The organism is Limisphaera sp. 4302-co (genome assembly GCF_049537155.1).
Classification (GTDB): domain Bacteria; phylum Verrucomicrobiota; class Verrucomicrobiia; order Limisphaerales; family Limisphaeraceae; genus Limisphaera.
On record NZ_JBMVQZ010000003.1, the window covers coordinates 338653 to 362006 of the forward strand.

Sequence of the window (23354 nt, forward strand, 5' to 3'; positions counted from 1 at the left end):
TCACGAGCCGCCGGTCCCGCCGGTTGCTCCGGTTTGGGTGTCCTGGCCCAGTGGGATGGTCCGGCGTTGAGCCTCCGCACGCGCGGCCTCCAAGATGGCGGTCGCCTGATCGGCGATCCCGGGGATCTCTTCCAAGTCGCTCGGTTCCACTTGGAGGAGGTCTTCCAACCGGGTCAGTCCGTGGTGCACGAGGATGTCGGCCTGTTCCCGGCTGATGCCCGGGATGGCGGCCAGGGCTTCCACAGCCTCGGCCACCTTTTCCTCGAATCCCTTGACCACGATGGCCTCGGCTTCGATGTCCACCTGCCAACCGGTCAACTTGGCCGTCAAACGGGCGTTTTGGCCCCGTTTGCCGATTGCCAGGGAGAGCTGGTCTTCCGTCGTGATGACCTTGATCCGACGCCGGGCCTCGTCCACCTCAAACGCCTTGATCTTGGCCGGTGCCAGCGCGTTGGCCACAAAAACCCGGATGTCCGGCGACCAACGGATCACGTCCACCCGTTCGTTGTTCAGTTCGCGGACGATGTTCTTCACGCGCTGGCCCCGCAGGCCGACGCATGCCCCCACCGGGTCCACCTTTTCATCCCGGCTGTGTACCGCCAGCTTGGTGCGAAAGCCCGGTTCCCGCGCGATGCCCTTGATCTCCACGGTGTGATCCCGGATCTCGGACACCTCCATCTCGAACAATTTCACCACAAAACGTGGGTCCGCCCGCGACAGGATGATCTCCGGCCCCTGCGGTCCCTGTTCCACCGCCTTCACAAAGGCCCTGATGTGGTCGCCCACCTGGTACTCCTCAGTGGGGACCCGTTCCCGATTGGGCAGAATCGCCTGATACCGGCCCAGGTCCAGGATCACATCGGATCGCTCGAAACGGCGGACCGTGCCGGCGACGATGTCACCCACGCGGTCCTTGAACTCGGTGTAGATCAGTTCCTTCTCAATCTTCCGGATGTTCTGAAGGATCCACTGCTTGGCGTACTGCGCGGCAATCCGGCCGAAATCGGTGGGCGTCACCTCCACTTCCACCTCGTCGCCCACCTGCGCGTCCGGCTTGATTTTCTGAGCCTCCGCCAGCGAGATCTGGTCGTGTTTGGAAACCACCCGCTGCGCCACGATCAACCGCGCAAACGCGCGGATCTCCCCCGTCTTGGGATCGATCTCCACCCGAAGTTCCCGGGCCGGCCCCACCGCCTTCTTCGCGGCAGACAACAGCGTGTCGTGCACCACCGCCAGCATTCGCTCGCGGCTGATGCCCTTCTCACGCTCGTAGTAGTCCAGCAATGGCAGCAAATCCACGTTCATATCGCATCTCTCCGGCGGTCAGCCGCATCCGGAGAACAAAAAAGTCGGCAGATGCGAATCTTCCGACTTCCACCCGCTGGTATCCCAGCACGCTGTTGACCGCACCCCTAATCTATGACTTCACCCCACCACCCGTCAAGGCCGGCCCTCGGCCCCTGGGACATTCTGTCCCCACCCCGACCGCCCCACTTTCCCGTCCCTCACCCCGGCGCACCCCGACCACGGCAGACAACCGCGTTCACCCCGCCCCAACCGTCCCGTTCGGTTTCCTCTCAGCTCGTCGCACAGGCCCGTCCGGCAGAACGCCTGCTTTTCCGCCTTTTCGCCTCTCCACCCGGGTTTGACGGATCACCGTCCCGGGCGGAAATTGCCGGCGGAGAGCTGAGGCCATGAAAGTCAAATCACTCATCCTTGTGCTGGGCCTGAGTCTCGGAGTCGCCGCTGCCCGCACCGCCGCGACCGAACCCGGGTCCACCCACGCGATCGCCGCCCCCCCTGCCACCGAAGCGGCTGCTCCCCAGACCAGCTCCTCATCCGCTCAAACGCCCGAACAATTCCGGGTCGGCGGCGGTGTGGGATCGGCATCGCTGTCGGACGTGCTCGTCAACCGCCTGACCCGGGAGCTCAGCGCCTCCGCTATTGAACGGCCGGCGCGGCCCAATGAGGTCACGGTGGGCCGCCGACATTGCAGTGGTATCCTGGTCCAGGCAGCTCGCTCGGCACATCCCCTTCAGCTCCTCAACCCTTGGGCCCCGGAATCGGCCGGGTCCGGAGAACAAAACCTGGTTCGCGACGTCGTCACGGGTGCGCCCGCCGGTCTCAAATTGATCGCGATCAACTTCTGACGGTGCGGTGCGCCGCCAGGGCGTCAGACCCCGCCCACCGCCAACGGCACGGCAAGACCGCCACGTGGCTGTGGTTCCGCCGGCCGATGCGCGGGGGGCTGTGAGAAACGACGCCCACGGACTGCCCCATCACCGGTTCAACCGGATCCGATAGAACTCCGCCGGGCGATCGGGGGAAACGGGGAGAAACCAATTCGTGCCCGACAAGCCCGGCGGTAACGGCCCCAGCGGCACCCAATCCTGCAGGTTTGTCGAAACTTCCAGCGTCCCGGCGACGGGCAACGCAGGCACACGAAACCGCCAACCCGAACCGTCCGGCTCGGGGGCGACTTCCAAGCGGGGTTTCGCATACACGGTCAGGCGCACCGGTGCGCTGGTGGCTGCACCGGCCCAATTGGTGGCCACCAGGGTGTACTCACCGGAGTCGCTCGCCCTCAGCCCGCTGAGGAACAACAGATCCTGCGTGGCCCCTGCCAAGGGTGTGCCATTGAACAGCCACTGATACGTAATGGGCGAGGTTCCCCTGGCGATCATCCTGAACCCGGCGGATTCGCCCTCGAAGCGAATCAGATGCTGCGGCCCTTGGAAAAACCGCGGCGGACTGGCGAGCAGTCGGACGACCTCCAGATCGAACCACGCATCCGCCACGGTGCTCTCCATGAGGTTGGTGACGAACCGCCGTACGCCGAGCTGATAGATGGCCGTCCGCTCGGCCGGCGAAAGCACCCGGGGAAAGATGAAGACGTCATCGGCCGAGAACGGGCCCGCACCCGGCTCCAGCTGCAGCGCCACCCACGGGTTCGTCGTGGCCTGAGATGCCTCCGCCGGAACGCTGTACACCGGGCCATTGTCCATCTGGATGCACGCACGGGTACCGTCATACCAGGCCATGACCAGACGCCACTGCCCCGGGAGTGTCCCAGACGTTTGGTCCTGCACCTCGACTGAACCGAGTCGGAAACGGTAACGATTGAGAGTCGTGCCCGCGTAGTAGAGCCGGAACTCGCCCGGTTTTCCAAGGGCCGTGCGGGTCGCACCCGGTATGGTCCCGTGGTACCACCGAAACCATCCGCCCACCGTGAATGGCCGGTCGGTCCTCACACCGGGCACCTCCGGCAACTCCAACCAACTGTCGGCGGCAGCCGCGTTGGAAACGCAGCCCACCCACCGGCCCACCCCCGCGACGACCCCTGTGCCCACTCGCACCCAGGCCAGGCCCCCCTCCAACCGCTGCCAGGGCGGCTCGGGCTCGTCGAACGGCCAGATACCCACCGGCTGCAGTGATGCCGTGTATTGATGCAATTGAACGGCCAGATGATTCGTACCGGGACGAAGGGCCTCCGCAGGCAAATCGAACTCCGCCTCCGACGGGGCAGCGTCCACCGGCCCGAGCGCGGACTGACCATGCTCCAACCATCCCTCCGGCAGATTCAGCCGGAAAACCTCGCGTCCGTTCACGTAAACCACCGCGCCGTCGTCACAGTACAAACGGGCGCGATACCGGGAGAGCTCCACTTCCGGCAGGACAAGGTCCGTCAGGAAATACACCGTGGGCGCCAAGGTCCCGTCCTCGCCCGCCAGGCTGGTGACCACACCGGGCAGGTTCTCACCAAACGGTGCCACACCGGCGCTCCAGCTCGTGTTGGTCGCTGCGTCGTCCCACCATCCGGGACCGAGCGGTATCCCGCGACTGTCGTACCGCCACACTGCGTTCGTCGGCAGGACGGGCAAGCCTTGCCCGTCCCACGTCACCACCACCCTGGCCACGCCACTGGTTGCGGCGCCCTGGCCGTTGGTCACCACCACCCAATAATCACCTGAGGCGGTCGCAACCACGTTGCTCCGGAGAAACGCCGGACCGGCAGGTCCGTCGCTCACCACCGGCGTCCCGTCCTTGAACCACGTGTAGGTCAACGGCTCGCGTCCCACCGCCACCACCGTCAAAACCAGCGGATTTCCGAGTTGCACCGCCGCCGACCTCGGGTCCGTGACGATCTGAGGCCTCTCCTCCCAGGCGCCTCGGACGCGCGCGACCCGACTGGTGATGGAACCCCACAGGTTGCTCGCCACCACGACATAATCTCCCAACGTTGTCGCATCGGCGGCGGCAAGACGGAGACGCCCCTCCGAAGTCGCGCCGACCGGCAACCCGTCCTTGATCCAAAGATAAACCGGCTGGGGCCAGCCCAACGCCTCGCACCGCAGCACCAGATCTTCCCCGGGTTCCACCACGCGCGAGACCGGTTCCTCCACCCACCACGGTTCACCCGTAACGAGGCTCTCGATCGCGGCCGCCAATGCCCGACGGGCCGCGTACAATGCCTGGGGATCTCCCCCTGCATTGGTCAGGGCCGGCGCCGCAAGGGCCAGTGCCTGTGTACGAACGATCCCGGCGCCCGCAACGGCAGGATGATCCGGACCCCAACGCAATGCACCGCGCTCCGCCAGCGCGCCGAGCAGCCAGAAGTACTCCCGATCTTCCAACCCCTCACGGATCAGTTCCCACCGAATCGAATCAATCGGCCCCGCGACCACCGGGTTGGTCGGCGGCTGTCGCACCGGCGGGTACACCAGCACACCGTCACCGTTGCCCATCGGCTGGCCGAATTCGTTGGTGACGGTCGTCTGGGTCCAAGGGTTGATCGGCTGAAACTCCCGGTCGAGGTACCAGTTGACGTCCCAGTACAAATCGCCCCGGATGCCGTATCGCTCGGCCAGCCAGAAGCGAATGCGATGGGAATACGCCGGATGATCAATGAAGTAATTCGGCACCGGCCATTTCGGGTACGTGGCCACGTACCACGGAACCTCCTCGCCCGCCGCCATCCGTTCGAACCACCGCGGTGCGGTGAGGTTGAACACACTGATCACGGCCAGCGGCACCCACAGATCCACCAAACCGTACAATTCCGGCAACGGTTCCCGCGTCAGCAACCGGCGCAGATCCGGCGCAGCGTACAGGTGCACATGCATCCCATCCCGCACGAACGGCAACAAATCGTTCGCCGGTTCATCAATCCAATACGCGCACGCCTTCTCCATCCAGCCTTTGGCCCTCAGATGCGAGGCGATCCCCGAAACCAGCAGCGTGAAAAGCGAGTTGTATGGGGAAGTGAACCGATCATGTCCGAACAAGCTCCACGGCTCGTCCAGGTACACGAACGTGTTGAAACCGAACTCGTCCAGGTAGCGCGAAAGCGCCCGGTCGAAGGCCGAAAAATCATAAAGAAAACCTCCCACGCCCCACTGCCACGCCAAGGGCGCATAACGTTGGGGCCACTGGGGGGAGACGCGGTGCCGCCGGAAATTCTTCATGTAGAGGTCCCAGACCGCTTCCCGTTCGGCATCCGTCAGCGGACCGTGCCACCTCCCGGGCACGGCAACGTCGTAGAGCGTGCGGGTGTGGGTGACGTCCGATAAGGTGAAATCGAACACCCGCAGGTTGACTGCAACCACCAAGGGCGCCGTCCACCCCTCCGCCTCGATGAGCAACCGGCCCTCGTACTCTCCCGACGGTTGTGTCCTGGGTACATACACCGTGACCCAGAACGGCTGGTGCTGTCCGGGTTCCAGGCGCAGCCCGGCCGGAACGGGGACCAAAGGGTCCGGATACCACCCGGCCGACCCGCCTGCGTCCGACGGCAGGGTCACCGGGACATACTCCACCAGCCTCACCTCCACGTTCGTCGAAGCCAGCAATCCACCGCCGCCTTTCCGCACCCAGTCCTCAACGCGCACCACGACGTTGCTGAGGGGCCCGGCCGGATACAACACCAGCTGAAAAGGCTCATACTCGTTGCGGGCCGCTTCGATCGTCACCCGGCTCGTCTCCCCCAAGGGCAGGGCACGCTGTCGCCCCACCTTGTACGTACCCTCGCACCACCAGACCGCGCATGCTGCAGACCCCGGAAGACGGTGGCCAAAGGAACTGTCCTCGATGGGCGACACCGCGCCCGCCAGCCACACCCCACCCAGCAGTGCCAACAGACCACCGACCCACCTGCCCTGGATCATGCGCCGAACCTAAACGCACCGCCCGATCCACACAAGGACAACACAGCCGTTTCGCCAGCACCCGCGCGTGCGCCCGACCACGCCCGTGCCCACCCTTTGCCCGCTGCGATTGCACGCCGCCCCTCACGCACCGTCACCCGCCCGGGAGAAACACTGCAGCACCACAATCCCCGACAAAATCAACACCAGGCCCACGAAGGCCGGCAGATCCAGCCGTTGACCGAACAACCACCAGCTGGCCACCACGACCAAAGCCAAACCCGCCCCCGACCAGATGGCATACACCACCCCGACCGGAATGGATCGCAACGACACCGACAAGAAGTAAAATGCCAGTCCGTAACCCACGATCACCAACGCCGAGGGGCCCCAGCGCGTAAACCCTTCCGACGCTTTCAACGCCAGCGTGCCCGCCACCTCCGACAGGATCGCCATCCACAACGCCACCCACGGATTCATGGTCTCTCAGCCCTCAAAACAAGTCAGGCAAGCCGTTCCGGCCAACCCCTGCAAAGAAACGCAGCCGATCAGGACCCGCCGGCCGGACCGGCCCGCAAACAAAAGGCCCGACACTCTGCCACCAAACCTCCAGCGGCACCAGCCCCGGCTGCCGGCCAACAGGCCCTCCGGCAGCACACGGCCTCCAACCAGGTTTCAGATCCGCTCGCCGCCAGACCCCTCGGTCGCGCCGCTCTCCCCGCCCGGGTCGGACTGTCCCGGCTTGCAGCCCGCCGGCCCGTCTCATTGACGCCCCGGAACCGCCGGGCTAGTTTGCCCCGATGGCAGCAACCAGTCTGGCAGAGCCGCAACAGCTTTCGGCAGCGTCCACCGGAGTCGCCAGGCCCGCGGACCGAGCGGAGCTGGTCGCCGAAATCCTGGACCTGAAGCGCCGCCTCAACGCGGTCATCCTGGCGCACAACTATCAGGTCCCGGAAATCCAGGACCTGGCCGACTTTGTCGGCGATTCCCTGGGCCTCTCGCAGCAGGCCGCCCGGACACAGGCGGACGTCATCGTCTTTTGCGGCGTCCGGTTCATGGCCGAGACGGCCAAGATCCTCAACCCGGACAAGCTGGTGATCCTGCCGGACATGGAAGCCGGTTGCTCCCTGGAGGAGAGTTGTCCGGCCGACCAACTGGCGGCCCTCCAAAAGACCAACCCCAATTTCTACACGATCGCCTACATCAACTGCAGCGCGGCCGTCAAAGCCCTCAGTGACGTCATCTGCACCAGCGGTAACGCCGAGAAAATCGTCCGCGCCGCCCCGGCCGATCGCGACCTCCTCTTCGTCCCGGACGAAAACCTCGGCCAATGGATCATGGAAATCACCGGGCGGCCCATGACCCTCTGGCAGGGCCATTGCTACGCACACGTCGAGTTCCGCCGCGAAAGCCTCTTGCGGTTGAAGGCGCAACATCCCCACGCCCGCGTGGTCGTTCATCCCGAATCCCTCCGAGAAGTGCGCAACCTGGCCGACGTGATCTGCTCCACCGAAAAGATGATCCAGTGGTGCAAGACCAGCCCGGACAAGGAATTCATCATCGTCACCGAATCCGGGATCCTGCACCGGCTTCGCAAGGAATGCCCGGACAAGACCTTCTATTGCGCGCCCACCTTCGACGTCAACCGCATGCCGGGCGACGCCTGTCGCTGCAGCGAGTGCAAGTACATGAAGCTCAACACGCTTGAGAAGCTCCGAGATTGCATGAGGCGGCTGCACCCGCGGATCGAACTGCCGCGGGACCTGCTCGAACGGGCCCGCAAACCGATCGAGCGCATGCTCGAGATCACCGCCCGGACCTGAAGGGCCGCCAAGCAGCAGACGCACCACCAAAACCTGCCGCGGCGCACCCTGCAAACTTGCACGGCGGCTCCCCCAGAACTACAAACCGGTCAGACGGCCATGGCCCGGCCACAAACAGCCGAACCTGCCCAGCGCCTGCAACTGGAACGTCAGCTGTGGAACGCCGGCAAACGACGCATCGCCGGCGTGGACGAGGCCGGACGCGGTCCCCTGGCGGGGCCGGTCATCGCAGCCGCTGTCGTACTGCCGGAAAGCTGGATCGCCGAGGGCCGGGTCGCGCCCGAGCTGGCCGGGCTGAACGACTCCAAACAACTGGCGCCGGCCGTGCGGGAACGGCTCTACCAACAGCTCGTGACCCATCCGGAAATCCGGTTCGCCGTGGCTGCGGCAGAGGCGGACGAAATTGACCGCTGGAACATCCTGCAGGCCACTCATCTCGCCATGCGCCGGGCGCTCCAGGCGCTGGATCCCGCGCCCGACCACGCGCTCGTGGACGGTCGGCCCGTGCCGAACCTGCCGGTGCCGGCCACCGCCGTCGTTGGTGGCGACACTCGCAGCTACTCCATCGCCGCAGCCAGCGTGCTGGCCAAGGTCACCCGCGACCGGCTCATGATGGAGCTCGACCGCCGGTATCCCGGCTACGGCTTCGCCATGCACAAGGGTTATCCCACCCCCAAACACCTCGAAGCCCTGGCACGGCTCGGCCCCAGCCCCGTACACCGCAGATCCTTCGCCCCGGTGCAGGCTGTCCAACTCCGGTTCTGGCCATGAAAACCATCCTGTTCTGGTGGGCGCACTGGCGCAGTCGCCTCACCGGCCGCCGTCCCCCGGCCGTCCACCTGCAAAGGGGCGCACTCGGCGAACGGGCCGCACGGCGCCACCTCGAAAAGGCCGGGCTCCAATGTCTCACCACCAACTACCGCACCCCACGCGGCGAGCTGGACCTGGTCTGCCGCGACGGCGATTGTCTGGTGTTCGTCGAGGTCAAGACCCGTTCCTCGGAAGAATGGGGCCGTCCGGCCGCCGCAGTGGATCTCCGCCGCCAACGCCGACTCACGCGCGCCGCCCTCTGGTACCTCCGCCGCATCGGCAGGCCCCGCATCAAGGTCCGCTTCGACATCGTGGAGGTGCTGCTCGACCAGGATCGCGTCCGCGAAATCCGGCACCTGCCAAACGCGTTCCCCATGGCCGCCCCGTGGCGTTACGACTGATCGCCGCCCCGGGCTCGCACCGCTGGAACCGGCTCCTCCAACACCCTCCCCCGCGCACGCCACACCGCCGCGCCACCTGTCCCGCCCGCAAGCGCCCCCTTGCACATTCGCCGAAATGAGCGATGGTACACTGGCGGCCAGCCCCCAAACCCCGCGGTTTGGAAACCTTGAAAGCCCGATCCGGAACCATGAAACCCGACGGCACACCGGCCCAGCCCACCGAAACGTGGCAGATCACCATCCTCTACGATCAGCCGGAAGCCCGCCAATGCGCAGCCCGCGCATGCGACAACCTGGTCCGGCGCTTCTGGGCCCGCGTGGAGTTCGACACCACTTGGTGGGCACTCGACGAACTGGAAGGCCCCGAACATTCCCGGGCCGCGCAGCGTCTCCAGGAAACCGACATCGTCGTGCTGGCCATGGCCAATCTCCAAGCCCTCCATCCCGGCCTCCTCCGCTGGCTGGAGCAAACGCTCCAACAGCGCCAGGGCCGGGAAGGCGCGCTCATCGTGTTGTGCGCCGGCCAGACCGCGCCGCTTCACCGGCTCCAGCCCGAGCTCAACGCCAGGCTCCACGCCCTGGCACGCAGGGTCGGCCTGGATTACCTCAACGAGCCCCCGACTTCGCTCCCGGGCCGACTGCCCCATTCCCTCGACAGTTACACCCATCGCGCCGAGCAAAACACCGACGTGATCCGGCGCATCCTGGATTCCCCGCCGCCACCGCCGCCGCCCGCCTGGTACCCCTGAACCGGCCTAGCCCATCCGGCCGGCCGTCAAACCGGCCCGCGCCGCGCCCGCGGATGCCGCCCCGCACAATTCAGTTGCGCACCGGCCGGTCCTGACCCACACAATCCCGGCGATGCAAACCATGAAAACGCAGATCTGTTTCTGGATCGCAGGCGTATGCCTGGCCGCAAGCCTGGCGCACGGCCAGAACACCAATGCCTTCACCGACGAGAAGGAAAAGATCAGCTACGCCCTCGGCATGAGCCTGGGCAACAACTGGAAACGCAACGCCCTCGAACCCGACCAGGTCTCGCTCGACATCGTCATGCAGGGGCTGCGCGACAGCCTCACCGGCGCACCCACCCGGATGACCGAGGAGGAAATGCGCGCCACGCTGCGCGAGTTCAGCAAATTCATGCAGGAAAAAATGCAGGAAAAACGGCGCCAGGAAGCCGAGAAAAACCGCAAGGCCGGCGCCGCCTTCCTCGAGGAAAACAAGAAAAAACCCGGTGTGGTCACCCTGCCCAGCGGCCTCCAATACCGCATCATCCGCGAGGGCGCCGGTCAAAGCCCCAAACCCGCCGACACCGTTCTCGTCCATTACCGCGGCACCCTCATTGACGGAACCGAATTCGACAGCAGCTACACGCGCGGCGAGCCCGCCCGATTCAATGTCAGCGGCGTCATCAAGGGTTGGACCGAGGCGCTGCAGCTCATGAAACCGGGAGCCAAATGGGAGCTGTTCATCCCGCCCGACCTGGCATATGGCGACGTGGGCCGACCCAACATCCCGCCCGGTTCCACCCTCATCTTCGAGGTCGAGCTGATCTCGATCACCACCCCGGCCACCTCTTCATCTTCCGCCAGTGCCCCCGTCACCAGCGACATCATCAAAGTCCCATCCGCCGAGGAACTCGCCAAGGGCGCCAAGATCGAGGTCATCAAGGCCGAAGACCTCAAACGCCTGGAAGAAGAACAACGGAAAGCCGCCGCCAAGGCACAAACCAATCAGTAAACGTCACCCACGCCGGGCGGACAAACCGCCCAACGGCTGCCACCTTTCGGGCCCCGCCCTCACCCACCCCGGGTCGGGGCCCGCGTTTTTGCCGGCGGGACAGTTTCTCCGCGCCCCCGGTAAAGCCCGGCCACCACGCCCCCGCTGGATCCCGCTCCCAGGCAAAGAGCAGGGCCATAGAGCCGGCCCACCGCTCGCACCCGGACTCCCCCACGCCCAAGCCAAAAAACGGCGCATGTTGGCCAATCGACGGCAAGCCCCATCCGCCAACCCCTGCCACACTGCGGGCGTAACGTGGTTCTGGCGCCGGCCGGGACCCGGTCGCAGGGGTTGAAGTGCGGCCCGGAGCGATCGCCGCAGCGTTCGGGGGTTGGCGTAGCAAGAGGGCGTCGCTGCCGGCGATGGGGTTGGAGAAACAACGGGGTTGCAAATGCCTCCGGAGCCCACAGGGGCGCGACCGAAACCTTAAACCGGCGCCAGAACCGCTTGCTTTTACCGACTCACTCCCCATGTACGCCCGCGCCCGGGACCCCGCCGGGCCGTCCCTCTCCGGCAAGGGCCATCACGCGGCAACACACTCACCGCCCCGCCAACTGGGCCCGGTACTGCGTGGGCGATTGTCCCAGGATCTTCTTGAAGACGCGATTGAAGTGCGTCAGCGACTGGAAGCCGACCTCGAAGGCGATTTCGCTCACCCGCAGATTCGGATTCAGCAGCAGGTTCTTGGCCTTCTCGATGCGCACGCGCGACAGATAATCCGTGAAATTGATGCCGGTGTACTTCTTGAACATCTTGCAAAAGTAAAACGTGCTGGTGTTCACCGCCTTGGCCACGCGCGAGAGCGAGAGATCCTCGGCCATGTGCTCCTGGATGTATTCCTTGGCACGCGTGATCACCGGGGGCTCGGCGTTCTTCTGCTGCAACAACACCTGATTGCTGATCAGGGCCAGGTGCTGCGCAAAGATCGTCAGCAGTTTCACCGCCGATTCATGCTGCCGGGGCGAAACCACCCGCGTCTTGAAAAAGGCCTCCTCCAGGCGCGCCCGGTCGCAGTCCAGCCCCCACTCCTCCAACGTCCGACATACCCTGGCAAACTGCTGTCGGGTGGGACGCTTCCGAAAAACCTGTCCCGTCTGCAAAAATCCGACGATTTGGTTCCCCAAGCGGATGGGAACCGCCGTGTCGCTCAGTCCCGCGAAACAGTTGATCGTCCGTGCCCCCTCCACCGCCATCTCCACCAGCCGCTCCTGCACCTGCAGACAGGCCGCGCAGGACCGGCTTCGCTCGGACATCAAACTGCAGAACGGACTTTCGTATCGCTTGCCGTGATGCGAAAGCCGCCAGCTCTCCACCGGTCGGAGCGACACCACCAGACCCGTGGCCTCCGAAAAAGCCCGCTCGTACTCCTGATACACCTCCGAGCGCAACAGCGCCTCGATCAGGCTCCGGCTCTCGGCCGGGTCCATCAGCGTCACCTTCTCCCCACCGCTGTCTCTGCCCATCCCCGTAACCGACGCCGGACGCGGCCCCTGGGCTGGTTTCGGCTCCGGCGAGGACTGAGCCAACGTTGTTTGCATGGCGCCAACGTACGTCAAACCCGACTTGTCCACAAGAGGAGCCCCGACCCCGCCCACCCCCGTGCCGGCTCACGCCCACCTCCCACTCGCGCATTGATCGAGATTCCAACCATGCTTAACATCCGATGCGAAAAATGAAGGATTTCTTTGCATTGATCGAGGCCCGAAGGTCGGTCCGTGCATTCGAGAGCCGCCCGGTCGAACCCGCGTGGATCGAAAAAATCCTGCGCGCGGCTCAGCGCGCCCCCTCGGCCGGCAACCTGCAGGCCTACGAGGTCGTGATCGTGCGGCATCCGGAAACCATCCGCGCGCTGGCGGGGCTGTGCTACAACCAGTCGTTCATTGCACAAGCCCCCGTGGTGCTGGTGTTTTGCGCCGACCCCGCCCGGTCGTCCGCCAAATACGGGCCCAAGGGCGAGACGCTGTACGCCGTCCAGGACGCCACCATTGCCGCCGCTTATGCAGAACTGGCCGTGGCTGCGCTCGGGCTGGCCACCTGCTGGGTCGGCGCCTTTGACGAAGCCGAATTGATCCGGCGACTGCACCTTCGACCCGGCCTGCGCCCCATCGCGGTGTTCCCCGTCGGCTGGCCGGCCGAACAACCGCCCCGCACACCCCGGCGTCCCTACGAAGAGGTGGTGCACGAGTACCGCCCCTGACAGGCTCGCCGAAAACCGCGACTCCCCCATCACTCGGGCCCAACCTCGCGGCTCGAGCGGCCGGAGCTGCCCTCACCACAGGTCAACGGAGAACGGGCCGGTCACTCCAAAAGACCTCAGAGCGTTTCCAACAGCTTTTTCCATCGGGCCCAGGCCTCGTTGCGGGCGCGCCGGTTCTCCGGCGAGGCGTCCGGGGCCTCCCCCGCCCGCATGAATCCGTGTCCGGCACCCTCATAAATGACCGGCTCAAACTTTTTCCCCAACCTTTCCAGCGCAGCCCGCAGGGCTGGCAGACCGGCATTCACGCGGGCGTCCCGCTCCGCATAAAACCCGTACACGGGCCTCCGGATCCGCTCCAGGTCCTCCTCCCTCTCCGGAGCGGTCCCGTAAAACACAAAAAACGCCGCCGGCTCATCCGTCAGGGTGGCCAGCCGAAACGTCTGCGCGCCGCCCCAGCAAAACCCCGCCACCGCAACCTTCCCGTTGCAGGCCGGCAACTTCCTGACGAACTCCATCACCGCCTGCACGTCCGTGGCAATCTGATCCGGCGGCAACCCTGCTATGGCCTTGCGCACAGCGTCCGACCCGCCCAGCTCCGCCGTGCCACCCCCGCCGGGCGCCATCCCGGACAACAAATCCGGCGCGATCGCAACGTAGCCGGCTTCCGCCAGCTGATCCGTCACGGACCGCACCCAGTCCGTCAGACCAAAAATCTCGTGGATCACCACCACCGCCGGCGCCCGCTCCGACCTTTCGGGATAGGCAAGGAAACATTGAACCTGCCGCGCCCCGTTCGTCACCGTCACCCATTCAAGATGTCGCGGCGACTGTTCCAACCGTACCCGCGCCCATTCCTGTGCAGCGGCCGCTGCACAACCGATCCCCAGCCCCACCGCCAGAAAGCACCCCAACCTCCGTCCTCGATCAAGTTCTCTCATGAGCATAAGTCCTCCCTCTTACATGGATTCCGTAAATCACAGCCGACCCCGGGTACTGTTCCGTCGCGCCTGACAACCTACCGGGGCCCCGGCTGTTTTCGTCTCAACAGCAGCAAATCTAACTCATCTTTTCGCCCTTGCTTGGAAAACCTTCCGGCAACCGTCCCACCGGGCCGCTGGCGCGAGTTCACAGCAGCACGCCCCTTTGTTCACGCACACGCCCCCGGCCTCCGCCACTCCTCCCGCCCGAGGCGCCCACCGAATCCGATTCCGGACGTCCCCCTCCTCCACACCCCGGCCCAGCAGTTCTTTCCCATACGATCCCCCGGGGCTCAGACACCGAAACACCCGCCGACAAACCGGCCCTGTAAAAATTTCAGACACGATGCCGTCCTCCCGTGACGCACAAACCAGGTTGTCCCCCAACGCCTTGTGTGCGCGAATCGCCGGCCTGCCGATTCATTACCAAATCTTTATTGGCACAATACGTGCTGTGCCTTGACCTGTCTCCAACCTCGGCTTCCGGCCGAGGGAAAGGTGAAGGAAGACCCATGCAGACGGCAGCGCTGAACAACGTGGCCGGGCCGGCCCCGGCGCAACGAAATGACCCGCCAGCGGTCGGGTCTGCGGCCGTATCGCCGCCGGGTACCTCCGTTTCGGCCTCATCCGGAGATGCGATGGTCGGATCCTCCGGGAAGGAATGCGCAGAATCCTGGTTGTCTCTTCTGGTCCAGGAAGCCCCGGTGGGACTGTTCATCTGGGAGGGCGGGTCGCTGCGGTATGTCAACCCGGCCTGCGACCAACTGCTGGGCGACGCGGGTTCCACTCCGGCAACGGGCCGCGACCTGTTCGAGCGGGTGCACCCGGAGGACCGATCTGCGCTGGAGGCGGCGGTAAAGCAGGCCCTCGAAGCGCGGACGGGGACCGCCCGGTGCGAAGCCAGGCCGCCCTGCGACACCGCGCGCGAGCGTCGGGTGGAAATCGAGCTCCGGCGGGTCACCCATCAGGGCAGGATCCTGTTGCTGGGCGCGGTGCTGGATGTGACCGAGCGGCGCCGGTGGGAAGAACGCCTCGCCAATGAACGGGCCGTGTTACGCACCCTGGTGGATCATCTGCCGGTTGCCATCTACCTCAAAGACACGGCCACACGGAAGACCCTCGTCAACCCGGTGGACCAGCGCAACCTCGGCGTCCGCAGCGAGGCCGAGGCCCTCGGCCGGACGGACTTCGAATTCTTCCCCAGGGAACAAGCGGAGGCCTTTTACGCCGATGACATGCAGGTGCTGACCACGGGCGTCCCCGTGTTGAACCGCGAAGAAAGGATCACCCGCCCGGATGGTTCCAGCGGTTGGCTGCTCACCTCCAAGGTCCCGCTCCGCGACACCTCGGGTCGCATCATCGGCCTTGCGGGTATCGGACTGGACATCACCGATCGCAAACTGGCCGATGAGAAACTGCGCGCGTTCGCCGCCCAGTTGGAACGCAGCAATCGCGAGCTGCAGGACTTCGCCTACGTCGCTTCACACGATCTGCAGGAACCCCTTCGGAAAATCGTCGTCTTCGGCGAGCGCCTCTGCGAACGCTACGCGGAGGCCATCCCGCCCGAGGCGCGCGACTATTTGGAACGCATGCGCCGGGCCGCCCAGCGGATGCAAACCCTCATCAATGACCTGCTGGCCTTTTCCCGCGTCACCACGCGCGCCCGTCCGTTCGAGCCGGTGGACCTCGGCCAGGTCCTGCGCGAGGTCCTGGGCGACCTCGAGGCCCGCATCGAACAAGCCGGTGCCGTCGTCTCCGTGGAACCCCTGCCCGTGCTGGAGGCAGATCCCCTGCAGATGCGCCAACTTTTTCTCAACCTGCTCGGCAACGCCCTCAAATTCCGCAAACCTGACGTGCCACCCCGCGTGCGCGTCCACGCCGAGCCGGTCCACGAAAGACGATCGGACCGCGGACCGGAGAGCCCGCCGGAGGCCTTTTACCGGATCAGCGTCGAAGACAACGGAATCGGTTTCGACGAGAAATACCTCGACCGCATCTTCAACATGTTTCAGCGACTCCATGGCCGGGGCGAATACGAGGGCAGCGGCATCGGGCTGGCCATCGCGCGCAAGATCGTCCTGCGCCATGGAGGCCACATCACCGCGCGCAGCCGCCCCGGTGAAGGCGCCACCTTCATCGTCACCCTGCCCGTCCACCAACCTGCATCCAACAACCCGCATGCATGAAAGGAAAGGAACGACCCATCACCATCCTCATGGCCGATGACGATCCGGACGATCGCGAGCTGACCCGCGAGGCCTTCCGCGAAAGCCGCCTGGCCAACGAATTCCACACCGTCGAAGACGGCGAGGAACTCATGGATTACCTCCACCGGCGCAATCGCTACGCCCACCTCAACGGCGCGCCCCTGCCGGGATTGATCCTGCTCGACCTCAACATGCCCCGGAAAGACGGCCGCGAGGCGCTCAAAGAAATCAAGAGCGACCCGCACCTCCGCCGCATCCCCATTGTCGTCCTCACCACCTCCAAGGCCGAGGAAGACATCCTCCGCAGCTACGACCTGGGCGTGAACTCCTACGTGACCAAGCCGGTCACCTTCTCCTCGCTGGTTGAGCTGGTCCGCGTCCTGGGCCGGTACTGGTTCGAGGTGGTCGAACTGCCGCCCGAGGACGGATGATGCCCACCCCCCGCCCATGGAACGGCCGCCGGTACAGGTCCTGCTGGTCGATGACGATGAGGATGATTACATCCTCACCCGCGATCTGCTGTCCCGACCTGGCCTGACCGCCCCTTACCACCTGACCTGGATCAGCCGGTACGAAGACGCCCTCACAGCCCTGGCCTCCGGCCGGTACGACCTCTGCCTGCTGGATTACCGTCTCGGCGCTCGCACCGGCCTCGAACTGCTCCAGGAAACCCGCAACCTCCCCTCACGCCCACCCGTCATCCTCCTGACCGGCCAGGGCGACCAGGCCGTGGACCTGGCCGCCATGGAGGCGGGGGCGGCCGAATACCTCCTCAAGGCCGAACTGACCGCCGAAGGACTCGACCGCGTCCTCCGCTACGCCCTGGAACGTCGCAGGGCCGAGGAACGCCTCCGCCGCGACCGCGACCTCATCAGCCGCATCATGGAAACCAGCCCGGTCGGCATCGTGGTCGCAGATCAGCAGGGCCACATCACGTTCGCCAATCAACGGGCCGAACAAATCCTCGGACCGCTTTCACCCGCGCCGCACGCCCCTGCCCCGCGCCTCTCGGACTGGCCGCTCCAGCCGCTGGAAAACGGTGCCGGTTGCCCGGGCCCGGTCCCTTGGCAGACCGTCCTCCAAGCCGGCGCCACGCTCCACGACCTGCGGTTCTTCTGGCACGGCGGCCAGCGCCGGCTGGCCCTCTCCCTCAATGCCGCCCCGCTCCGCGATCCCTCGGGCCGGATTGACGGGTTGGTGGTCACCCTCGACGACATCACCGAACGCCTCGAACTGGAGGAACGCCTGCGCCAGTCCCAGAAGATGGAATGCATCGGCCAATTGGCCGCCGGCGTGGCCCACGACATCAACAACGTCCTCACCGTCATCCAGGGCCACGCCGACCTCCTCCGGGAATCGCTTCCCGATGACACCCCCCAGGCCCGTTCCATCCGCCAGATCTGCGCCGCCGCCGAGCGCGCCGCCCGGTTCGTCCGCCAGCTCCTCCTCTTCAGCCGCAAACAGGTCGTTCAGGTCAAACGACTCGACCTCAATCAGGTCCTCCACAACCTTGCCCAGTTGTTGCCCCGGCTCCTGGGCGAAGACATCCACCTCGAGCTGGATGCAGCCCCGGCACTCCCACCGGTTGAAGCCGACCTGGGCATGCTCGAACAGGTGATCATGAACCTGGCCGTCAACGCCCGGGACGCCATGCCCCACGGCGGTCGATTGCGCCTGGCCACCTCCACCTTCTCCCTGCCCGATTCCGAAGCTCCCCGACGGGGCGCACCGCGCGGCGGCCTCTACGTCTGCCTCGAAGTCACAGACACCGGCTGCGGCATGGACGCCGCCACCCTGGCCCGCATCTTTGAACCTTTCTTTTCCACCAAGGAGACCGGCAAGGGTACAGGTCTGGGCCTGGCCACCGTGTACGGCATCGTCAAACAACACCAGGGTTGGATCGAGGTCACCAGCAAACCCGGCGCCGGCACCACCTTCCGCATCCATCTGCCGGCCTCCGTCGGATCGCCCACCGGAAGCGACGACACCACGTTCGAAGCCCGTCCACGCGCCCAGCGCCAGGAAACCATCCTCGTCGTGGAAGACGAACCCGACCTGCGCGACCTGGTCTGTGAACTGTTGGCCACCTGTCACTACACCGTCCACGCCGCCGCCAACGGCCCCGAAGCCCTGGCACTCTGGGACCGCTTGGAAGGACGCGTGGACCTGCTCCTGACCGACGTCGTCATGCCCCAGGGCATCAACGGCCGTGAACTGGCCGAACAACTCCGCCGCCGTAAACCCGATCTGCGCGTCATCTACACCAGCGGCTACACCGGCTCCCTCGCCGGACGCCAGCTCCGGCTCGAAGACGGCTGGTTCCTCCCCAAACCCTACCGCCCGGCTGTCCTCGCCCGTGTGGTCCGAGCCTGCCTCGACAGCCCGGTCGGTACGGCTCCCCCACCGGACCTCGACCCCGTCCTCGCCGGGTTCGGACCCGACAGTTTCGTGGCGGCCTCCCCTCCGCGGGTCAACCCGGCCTGAGATCGGCCGCCGTCGTTCCGCGCCACGGACGCGTCCCCTCACGGGCCCAGCGCCCACCGCGATCACTGTCAACTCACCCCCAGCCGAGCCACCACGCCAACGCCCCGGCCCAAACCAGCGACGGTAAATAGGCCGCCACCTCCACCCGACGCACCTCCAGAATCAAAAGCGCCACGCAAAACACCAGCAACCCGCACGTGGCCGATACAGCCTCGGCGGCATGCACGGACGCCAACCAGGGCTCCGCCATCAGCAGCAAAAGCGTCAGTGTCCCCTGAAACGCCAACACCGGCAACGCCGACAACATCACGCCCGCACCCCAAATCCTGACAAAACCCATCGTGGCCAGCCCGTCCATCGCGGCCTTCAACCCCAACGGTGCCACATCCCCGCCCAACGTCTCCGCCACCGGTCCCAGAAACGCCAGCGGCGCCACACAGTACAAGGCCGTGCAAACCGCAAATCCGTCCGTCCACCGACCCCGTCCACCCGCCTGCAAGGCCGATTCCATCTTCGCCCGGGCGTACCGGCCCGCCGCGTTCGATCCCTCCTGCAACCGCAAAAGCTTGCCGCTTGCGCGGCCCAAGCCCAGTGACACCACCACCAGAAGCAGCTCCACCAAATGCGACAGAAACGAACCACTCAGGCTCACCCAGGTCAGCCGCAACCCGAAGTACACCGTCAGCACCGCCAGCACGATCTTCAGCCAACCCTGCGTGGCCGGCGGGATCCCCCGGCGCAGCACCAGCCCCGCCACGCCTCCCACCACAATCGCCAACACATTCAGCCATGTCCCTGTCACGGTCCCGACTCAACCACGGTACACGCCCGGCGAGAAGGCAAATCTCCCGGAACCGCCCCGCAGCCGCAACCACCTCCCCCACAACACTCCCCCACGAGCTGGTCAGCTCACTTCGACCACCTTATCCTCTCCGAACGGATGATCCGACTGGTCCTGTTCGACATTGACGGTACTTTGATCCGCACCCCCGGTGCGGGCGTGGGCGCCTTTGTCCAGGCTTTTGCCGACGAGTTCGGCATCCGCAACGGCGTGGACCGCCTCCAGTTCGCCGGCCGGACCGACACCAGCCTCGCCCGCGAAGTCTTCCACGCCCACGGAATCTCGCCCACGCCCGAACATTTCCGGCGCTTTTTCGACCGCTACGTCTTCCTGCTGGACGAACGCCTGCGCCGCCTGGGCGGCGAAATCATTCCGGGCGTGCTGCCGTTCCTCGATGCGCTGGCCCGGCTCCGACCGCCGCCCCTGCTCGCACTGTTGACCGGCAACATCCGGCTGGGCGCCGAAATCAAGCTCCGTCACTTCGGGCTCTGGGACCGGTTCCAAACCGGTGCATTCGCCGACGAAGCGGAAGATCGTCCCGCCATCGCCGCGCTGGCCCGCCGCCGGGGCGAGCGGCTGCTGGGCCGCACCCTCGGAGACGACGAGGTCCTCGTCGTGGGCGACACCCCTCACGACATCCACTGCGCCCGTGCCATCCGGGCCCGCGTCCTCGCCGTGACCACCGGCGGGTTCACCCGCGAACAACTCCGCGCCCATCAACCCTGCTGGTTGGCCGACAACCTTGGCCAGGTCGACCCCGAGCGTTTGTGCGCCTGACCGGCCGGCGTGCCCTGCGCACGCCCCGGAAATCGCGCCATCTCCAACGAACCCCGCACCCGCTGCGCCCCAACGTGCCCGGCCCCCACGCTGGCAGCAGCCTCCCTCCTGTCGCCGCCAAGCCTCCCTGCCGTGCCGCAGCCGCGTCCCTCGTTAACGCTCACCCCACCCCACCGGCCACCCAGAGGTCCTTTTTCCCGGAACCCCAGCCGTCCTGAGCCCCAACCCTGAGTGCCACGACCTGCTTGCCGACGTGCCGGTCTTGTCCTCCTCCGAACGCTCCCCCGGCACAGCCCTCTGGCGTCCATAAGACGCGCCCACATCCGTAAAAAATCTCTTGACAGCAGAGAGAGAGAGAGAATCCGCATCGCAAAGCCATGAAAATGTGTGCTCCCGGGTTCATGGCCGTGTGCGGCGCCGCACGAGGAGTTGTCCGCGCCCCTCTCTCCGTTGCCATCCGCCGTGAGGATCTGCCTCACCTTGACTCTCCGAAGCTGCTTGGAACATCGCGCCGGTCCTTACGAGCTCTTGGGGTTGGGTTGCTGATGATCGCCTGCACGTGGCCGGCCGGCGGAGCTGCGGATACGGACCCGACCTACCTGGTGGCCGAGGGCACGGCCGTTTCCCACGTCCTCGTTACGCCTTTCCAGACCAATGCATTCGGCGAGCCGCTCTTGGAGCCGAACGCCCTGGCCAACTTCAGCGCGATCTTTCAGGGGACCCGGTACCGCCTGATCCTCCAGACCCAGCCGGCCCGACCGGATCTTGCGCCTGCCCCACCATTGCCGTTCCCCCAGAAAGTGGGCACCCATCATGTGACGGAGATCTTCTGCGACGGACAGGACAACTACATCGTCGTCCGCTCCTACACGGCGGCAGGGGAACCCGTCACCACGCAGGCGTTGGCCTCCGCGGGGCCGTATCCGGCACATGCAGCCTACGACCGGCTACCCGGCGACCTGTGGCTGGTCCTGGCCCACCAATGCCAGCCACTTGCGCAACTGCCCCGACTGTTGGAATCGCATCCAAGTCTCTCCACCGTGGTATTGGAAAACCTGATCACCAACGCCTGGTTCGAGATCACACCCGCGCCGGCCAGCAACCGCGTGGAGAACATCCGCTGGTATCGTCCGGGTTACCTCGTGGATGCGCGCGGGCGCCGGCACTCGCCGGGCCCGGCATACGCAAAGGGTGTTCTGGCAATGGGTCTGTTCCTGCGTTATGAAGAACAGCTCGCCGAAGGTGTCGTCACCCAGCATTGGGAGCATTCTATCTTCCTGGAGAGCAGGCCCATCGCACATCGCGACGACGTGGTTGCCATCAACCGACTTGCCATTAGTGTCCATCTGCGTCGAACAAACGATCCGAGCCTGGAAGCCCGGCTTGTCCCACCTGCTGTTCCGGGGCCGCTCAACATCGTGGATTACCGGTTCGAGGCCACAACCCTCCGAGGCATCGTCTACCCCATTACGAATCAGTGGCTCGCGCGTGACCATCCCTTCGTCCAGGGGCTTGCGCAGGTGATGGCCACCGCCACGGGTCAGTCGCGTCCCCAACAGTTTCGAAGAGTCATCCTGGGCCGGATCTTGTTGGTGGCGCTCCTTTTGGCCCTGCCAGCGGCTCTTGCCTACCGCCGGTGGGGCCTTCGGACAAATGACAGGTAAAACAGCACACAAGCACGGTGTTAGCCATGAAAACAGACCTCCAGAACAAGAAGTCGGCGCGTCGGCGCTGGGTCGGCGCGGGCATATTGCTCCTCTACGGTTCCAGCCTGGTCTCGTACGTGGCTTGGGCTGCGTGTAACGGCAAAGTGTGCGCATCCTCGCCCACCACTTGGGAAGACACGCGCACGTGTACACGCTACGTCCGTGATGACCAAGACTGCGTGTACCCTCACAGCGGTCCCAACCCGACCAACGATTGCCAGCGGGTACTTAGCCCCGGGGTGAGGCTGCGAACAACGACCGGGACTCCGATAACCTTTAAACTGAACCTTAACCTTGGCATTTGCACGTTCACGATCGACTTCGGTTGTATCTTCTGCGACTACTCGCGCGCAACCACTGTGGACTCTTCTACGTGGGGTTACATCTGTGCCATCAGCTCCTGCCCGTGAAAACCCGATTTAACGCGCCGGCCAGCCTGCCTGGCGCAGGCGGCCGGCCACATCCCGGCACCACAGTTCAGCCGGTCGACGGGGCGTCGGGCTCACGCTGACGAATGACCCGCGCACCCGTGGATAACAACGTCGCACCGACACCACAGTTGGTCAGTCAGTTCCCAGTGAGATGCATGGCGTCTCGTCTGCTTGGCTGCTTTGGTCTCTGCGTTTTTGGTGGCTGCCAGGCACCGCGCACGAATTATGGCATGCACTTGCTCTGACAGGATCAGCCACTGGTCGGGCTCACCAAACAGGGCCGCCATATGCACGGGATGGATACCAACGTTACGCGGTGGTACGTGGCCGTTGTCCGTTTGCTTTTGCTTCTGACGGCTGTCGCCAAGCTGTTGAGCGTGGCGGGCGAAGCAAGGTTCCTGGCCGCGCCTGATCCCGTGTTTCTCCTGCCCACCCGGGCGGTTTTATTGATGGCCGCGCTCACCGAACTGGCTGTCGCAGCCTATCTCACTTGGGGGCGGAGCCCGACACTGAAACATGGAATCCTGCTCTGGTTGGCGTGCGTGTTTTTGGTCTACCGCGGGACGCTCAGATTCGCCTCCCCTTCGACACCGTGCCGGTGCCTCGGTTGGGTGGGCGATCTGATCCCGGTACCGCCCCATTTCCTGGAACGTGGTTTGGAGGCCCTGTTGATCGGCATCGTCATCGGCAGTGGTCTGGGCTTGTGGCGTCTGCGCCGGATTGCGCCGTCCCGGGAAACGCCCGCCGACTCAAACCCTGTGCGTGCAGGATGAAC

General features: G+C 65.4%; 19 protein-coding genes. 13 read left to right on the forward strand and 6 right to left on the reverse strand.

Annotation, left to right across the window (positions count from 1 at the left end):
• Complete coding sequence (gene nusA, locus ACPDIX_RS05200) at positions 1 to 1305, reverse strand: transcription termination factor NusA (RefSeq protein ID WP_423430718.1); 1305 nt, start codon at positions 1303 to 1305, stop codon at positions 1 to 3.
• Positions 1306 to 1694: 389 nt separating this feature from the next.
• Between nusA and ACPDIX_RS05205 the strand changes: the two genes are divergently transcribed.
• The gene (locus tag ACPDIX_RS05205; RefSeq protein WP_423430719.1) at positions 1695 to 2150 is read left to right on the forward strand and encodes a hypothetical protein; all 456 of its coding nucleotides are present in this window, start codon (positions 1695 to 1697) and stop codon (positions 2148 to 2150) included.
• Between the two features lie 129 nt (positions 2151 to 2279).
• Here the strand turns inward: ACPDIX_RS05205 and ACPDIX_RS05210 are convergent, their stop codons facing one another.
• The gene (locus ACPDIX_RS05210; protein ID WP_423430720.1) at positions 2280 to 6164 is read right to left on the reverse strand and encodes an immunoglobulin domain-containing protein; all 3885 of its coding nucleotides are present in this window, start codon (positions 6162 to 6164) and stop codon (positions 2280 to 2282) included.
• A 123-nt stretch (positions 6165 to 6287) separates the two neighbouring features.
• Complete coding sequence (locus ACPDIX_RS05215; RefSeq protein ID WP_423430721.1) at positions 6288 to 6623, reverse strand: DMT family transporter; 336 nt, start codon at positions 6621 to 6623, stop codon at positions 6288 to 6290.
• Between the two features lie 320 nt (positions 6624 to 6943).
• On the opposite strand from ACPDIX_RS05215, the gene nadA reads away from it, so the two are divergent.
• The 5 genes from nadA to ACPDIX_RS05240 all read left to right on the forward strand — a co-directional run bounded on the left by nadA (position 6944) and on the right by ACPDIX_RS05240 (position 10920).
• On the forward strand, positions 6944 to 7966 hold the full coding sequence (gene nadA, locus ACPDIX_RS05220; RefSeq protein ID WP_423430722.1) for a quinolinate synthase NadA: 1023 nt from the start codon (positions 6944 to 6946) through the stop codon (positions 7964 to 7966).
• A 99-nt stretch (positions 7967 to 8065) separates the two neighbouring features.
• On the forward strand, positions 8066 to 8737 hold the full coding sequence (locus ACPDIX_RS05225) for a ribonuclease HII (RefSeq protein ID WP_423430723.1): 672 nt from the start codon (positions 8066 to 8068) through the stop codon (positions 8735 to 8737).
• Positions 8734 to 9177 (forward strand): YraN family protein, encoded by a 444-nt coding sequence (locus ACPDIX_RS05230; RefSeq protein ID WP_423430724.1) that lies wholly within the window; start codon positions 8734 to 8736, stop codon positions 9175 to 9177. The genes ACPDIX_RS05225 and ACPDIX_RS05230 overlap by 4 nt, the downstream gene beginning before the upstream one ends.
• 188 nt (positions 9178 to 9365) lie before the next feature.
• Entirely contained in the window at positions 9366 to 9926 is a 561-nt protein-coding gene (locus ACPDIX_RS05235; RefSeq protein ID WP_423430725.1) for a hypothetical protein, read from the forward strand.
• A gap of 121 nt (positions 9927 to 10047) precedes the next feature.
• Positions 10048 to 10920 (forward strand): FKBP-type peptidyl-prolyl cis-trans isomerase, encoded by an 873-nt coding sequence (locus ACPDIX_RS05240; protein ID WP_423430726.1) that lies wholly within the window; start codon positions 10048 to 10050, stop codon positions 10918 to 10920.
• 578 nt (positions 10921 to 11498) lie between these two features.
• Here the strand turns inward: ACPDIX_RS05240 and ACPDIX_RS05245 are convergent.
• Positions 11499 to 12497 (reverse strand): helix-turn-helix domain-containing protein, encoded by a 999-nt coding sequence (locus ACPDIX_RS05245; protein ID WP_423430727.1) that lies wholly within the window; start codon positions 12495 to 12497, stop codon positions 11499 to 11501.
• 125 nt (positions 12498 to 12622) lie between these two features.
• Here ACPDIX_RS05245 and ACPDIX_RS05250 point away from each other — a divergent pair, with 125 nt between their 5' ends.
• Complete coding sequence (locus ACPDIX_RS05250; protein WP_423430728.1) at positions 12623 to 13156, forward strand: nitroreductase family protein; 534 nt, start codon at positions 12623 to 12625, stop codon at positions 13154 to 13156.
• 116 nt (positions 13157 to 13272) lie between these two features.
• Here the strand turns inward: ACPDIX_RS05250 and ACPDIX_RS05255 are convergent, their stop codons facing one another.
• Positions 13273 to 14094, reverse strand: a complete 822-nt coding sequence (locus ACPDIX_RS05255) for a dienelactone hydrolase family protein (protein WP_423430729.1) — start codon at positions 14092 to 14094, stop codon at positions 13273 to 13275.
• A gap of 677 nt (positions 14095 to 14771) precedes the next feature.
• Here ACPDIX_RS05255 and ACPDIX_RS05260 point away from each other — a divergent pair.
• From ACPDIX_RS05260 to ACPDIX_RS05270, 3 genes are read left to right on the forward strand one after another with little or no spacing between them, the layout of a single operon-like run.
• Positions 14772 to 16319, forward strand: a complete 1548-nt coding sequence (locus tag ACPDIX_RS05260; protein ID WP_423430730.1) for a sensor histidine kinase — start codon at positions 14772 to 14774, stop codon at positions 16317 to 16319.
• Entirely contained in the window at positions 16316 to 16771 is a 456-nt protein-coding gene (locus ACPDIX_RS05265) for a response regulator (RefSeq protein ID WP_423430731.1), read from the forward strand. Before ACPDIX_RS05260 ends, ACPDIX_RS05265 begins: the two co-directional genes overlap by 4 nt.
• Before the next feature lie 16 nt (positions 16772 to 16787).
• Positions 16788 to 18824 (forward strand): response regulator, encoded by a 2037-nt coding sequence (locus ACPDIX_RS05270; RefSeq protein WP_423430732.1) that lies wholly within the window; start codon positions 16788 to 16790, stop codon positions 18822 to 18824.
• Between the two features lie 73 nt (positions 18825 to 18897).
• Here ACPDIX_RS05270 and ACPDIX_RS05275 read toward each other — a convergent pair whose 3' ends face one another.
• Entirely contained in the window at positions 18898 to 19626 is a 729-nt protein-coding gene (locus tag ACPDIX_RS05275; protein WP_423430733.1) for a DUF554 family protein, read from the reverse strand.
• Between the two features lie 138 nt (positions 19627 to 19764).
• On the opposite strand from ACPDIX_RS05275, the gene ACPDIX_RS05280 reads away from it, so the two are divergent.
• The 3 genes from ACPDIX_RS05280 (at position 19765) to ACPDIX_RS05290 (ending at position 23352) form a co-directional block, all read left to right on the forward strand.
• A complete protein-coding gene (locus ACPDIX_RS05280; RefSeq protein ID WP_423430734.1) occupies positions 19765 to 20442 on the forward strand; it encodes an HAD family hydrolase in 678 nt (225 codons plus the stop codon).
• A gap of 545 nt (positions 20443 to 20987) precedes the next feature.
• Positions 20988 to 22106, forward strand: a complete 1119-nt coding sequence (locus ACPDIX_RS05285; RefSeq protein WP_423430735.1) for a hypothetical protein — start codon at positions 20988 to 20990, stop codon at positions 22104 to 22106.
• A 760-nt stretch (positions 22107 to 22866) separates the two neighbouring features.
• Positions 22867 to 23352: a hypothetical protein gene (locus tag ACPDIX_RS05290; protein WP_423430736.1), complete on the forward strand. Its 486-nt coding sequence runs from the start codon at positions 22867 to 22869 to the stop codon at positions 23350 to 23352.
• Positions 23353 to 23354 lie beyond the last annotated feature (2 nt).

What these genes read in the sequence shown, in the direction of transcription:
- nusA (WP_423430718.1), bottom strand. Translation starts at nt 1,305, where the DNA reads ATGAACGTGGATTTGCTGCCATTGCTGGACTACTACGAGCGTGAGAAG.
- ACPDIX_RS05205 (WP_423430719.1), top strand. Translation starts at nt 1,695, where the DNA reads ATGAAAGTCAAATCACTCATCCTTGTGCTGGGCCTGAGTCTCGGAGTC.
- ACPDIX_RS05210 (WP_423430720.1), bottom strand. Translation starts at nt 6,164, where the DNA reads ATGATCCAGGGCAGGTGGGTCGGTGGTCTGTTGGCACTGCTGGGTGGG.
- ACPDIX_RS05215 (WP_423430721.1), bottom strand. Translation starts at nt 6,623, where the DNA reads ATGAATCCGTGGGTGGCGTTGTGGATGGCGATCCTGTCGGAGGTGGCG.
- nadA (WP_423430722.1), top strand. Translation starts at nt 6,944, where the DNA reads ATGGCAGCAACCAGTCTGGCAGAGCCGCAACAGCTTTCGGCAGCGTCC.
- ACPDIX_RS05225 (WP_423430723.1), top strand. Translation starts at nt 8,066, where the DNA reads ATGGCCCGGCCACAAACAGCCGAACCTGCCCAGCGCCTGCAACTGGAA.
- ACPDIX_RS05230 (WP_423430724.1), top strand. Translation starts at nt 8,734, where the DNA reads ATGAAAACCATCCTGTTCTGGTGGGCGCACTGGCGCAGTCGCCTCACC.
- ACPDIX_RS05235 (WP_423430725.1), top strand. Translation starts at nt 9,366, where the DNA reads ATGAAACCCGACGGCACACCGGCCCAGCCCACCGAAACGTGGCAGATC.
- ACPDIX_RS05240 (WP_423430726.1), top strand. Translation starts at nt 10,048, where the DNA reads ATGAAAACGCAGATCTGTTTCTGGATCGCAGGCGTATGCCTGGCCGCA.
- ACPDIX_RS05245 (WP_423430727.1), bottom strand. Translation starts at nt 12,497, where the DNA reads ATGCAAACAACGTTGGCTCAGTCCTCGCCGGAGCCGAAACCAGCCCAG.
- ACPDIX_RS05250 (WP_423430728.1), top strand. Translation starts at nt 12,623, where the DNA reads ATGCGAAAAATGAAGGATTTCTTTGCATTGATCGAGGCCCGAAGGTCG.
- ACPDIX_RS05255 (WP_423430729.1), bottom strand. Translation starts at nt 14,094, where the DNA reads ATGAGAGAACTTGATCGAGGACGGAGGTTGGGGTGCTTTCTGGCGGTG.
- ACPDIX_RS05260 (WP_423430730.1), top strand. Translation starts at nt 14,772, where the DNA reads ATGGTCGGATCCTCCGGGAAGGAATGCGCAGAATCCTGGTTGTCTCTT.
- ACPDIX_RS05265 (WP_423430731.1), top strand. Translation starts at nt 16,316, where the DNA reads ATGAAAGGAAAGGAACGACCCATCACCATCCTCATGGCCGATGACGAT.
- ACPDIX_RS05270 (WP_423430732.1), top strand. Translation starts at nt 16,788, where the DNA reads ATGGAACGGCCGCCGGTACAGGTCCTGCTGGTCGATGACGATGAGGAT.
- ACPDIX_RS05280 (WP_423430734.1), top strand. Translation starts at nt 19,765, where the DNA reads ATGATCCGACTGGTCCTGTTCGACATTGACGGTACTTTGATCCGCACC.
- ACPDIX_RS05285 (WP_423430735.1), top strand. Translation starts at nt 20,988, where the DNA reads ATGATCGCCTGCACGTGGCCGGCCGGCGGAGCTGCGGATACGGACCCG.
- ACPDIX_RS05290 (WP_423430736.1), top strand. Translation starts at nt 22,867, where the DNA reads ATGCACGGGATGGATACCAACGTTACGCGGTGGTACGTGGCCGTTGTC.